The following is a 1604-nucleotide window of genomic DNA, read 5'->3' as shown; positions in this document are numbered from 1 at the left end:
CAACCGGAGTCCTCAGCCGGAGTCCGAGCCCGCGGACCGGCACCGTCGCAGGCCGCTGGAGGGATGGGAGTTGTTGACCCATTAAGTTACTCCTGATTTACTTCTCGCCGTCGGAGTCAATTCTCCACGATCGGTCGTACGTCGACCGCGCCTTGATCTCGGCATCGGTCTTCTGCTCGGTACAGCGCTGGTCGGCTTCCCGTATCCGGGCGGCCGACCAGGAGAAACGATGATCCTCACCGGCGTTCGCGACCGGCGGGCCCAACCGTGCGCCACCGGGTCGTCAAGGCACGGCATCCGACCTGCGCGGGGCGAATCGACCCCGGTAGCAGGCACGAACCGCCACCGTGACGATCAGAAGGAGCTGGCAGTGCTGGTTGACGGACACATCGGTGGATCTATAGACGGGACCAGCGGTGCGGACATCGCTGGTATCTCGGCTCAGATCGCGGAGGCTGAGCAGATCGGCTACGACGGGGTATGGACGACCGAGGTCGGCCGCGACCCGTTTCTGCCACTGCTCCTGGCTGCGGACCGCTCGCCGCGGCTACAGGTCGGGACGGCCATAGCCGTGGCGTTCGCCCGTAACCCGATGACCATGGCGTCAACAGCGAACGATCTTCAAGCATTCAGTTCCGGTCGGTTCGTATTAGGTCTGGGATCTCAGATCAAACCACATATTCAGCGCCGTTTCAGCATGCCGTGGTCCGCACCGGCCGACCGGATGCGGGAGTTCGTCCTGGCCATGCGGGCAATATGGCGTAACTGGCACCACGGGGAACCTCTTGACTTCCGCGGTGACATATACCAGCACACGTTGATGACGCCGACGTTCAATCCCGGCCCCAACCCCTACGGCCCGCCGCCGGTTCTGATCGCCGCGGTCGGAGCGAAGATGACCTCGGTTGCCGCGGAAGTCGCCGACGGAATGCTGGTGCATGCGTTCACCACGGAACGCTACCTGCGGGAGGTCACGCTCCCCAACGTGGAGTCGGTGCTCCATGAAAACGGAAAGAAGCGGGAGCAGTTCACGCTGTCCTACACGGGACTGGTGGCCACCGGGCTCGACGAGAAAAGCTACGACGAAGCAGTGCGGACGGTACGTAATCGCATCGCCTTCTACGGGGCCACGCCGGCCTACCGCGGCGTCCTGGAGCTGCACGGCTGGGGTGACCTGCACACAGAGCTCCACCGGCTGTCCAAGCAGAACGACTGGGACGTCATGACCGAGCTCGTGGACGACACCGTGCTGCACACGTTCGCGGTGGTGGGCGAACCGGCTGCGGTCGCGAAGGATATCCGGCGCCGTTTCGACGGCCTGATCGACCGTTTCACCCTGTATGTGCCCTACACAATGGCCGACGAGGCCCGGCGGACCATTGTGGCAGGGCTGCAGGAGAACTGACCGGCTGCCGGCGGCGCGAAAACATAAAACATGATCACGCCGCCTTTGCCCCCTGGTCAGCTGGGCAGGATCGGCCCGACCACGCCGAGCAGGACGAAGAACACCGCGATGATCTGACAGGACCACGCGCCCCGACGCAATGACCGTTCCTTTTTCGCTTGCCCCTCCGCCGACAGGGATGTCGGCACGAGTTCAGCAG

Annotated in this window: 2 protein-coding genes; one reads left to right on the top strand and one right to left on the bottom strand. The window is 64.0% G+C overall.

From position 1 onward, the window contains the following. Nucleotides 1-97: 97 nt before the first annotated feature. Nucleotides 98-265: a hypothetical protein gene (locus DD1DGNOD_RS26945; RefSeq protein WP_165036635.1), complete on the bottom strand. Its 168-nt coding sequence runs from the start codon at nt 263-265 to the stop codon at nt 98-100. A 105-nt stretch (nt 266-370) separates the two neighbouring features. On the opposite strand from DD1DGNOD_RS26945, the gene DD1DGNOD_RS12335 reads away from it, so the two are divergent. Next, nucleotides 371-1405, top strand: a complete 1035-nt coding sequence (locus tag DD1DGNOD_RS12335) for a TIGR03617 family F420-dependent LLM class oxidoreductase (protein WP_131766688.1) — start codon at nt 371-373, stop codon at nt 1403-1405. Nucleotides 1406-1604 lie beyond the last annotated feature (199 nt).

Source organism: Candidatus Protofrankia californiensis (genome assembly GCF_900634765.1).
GTDB classification, from domain to species: domain Bacteria; phylum Actinomycetota; class Actinomycetes; order Frankiales; family Frankiaceae; genus Protofrankia; species Protofrankia californiensis.
This window is presented reverse-complemented; position numbering and strand designations above follow the sequence as displayed.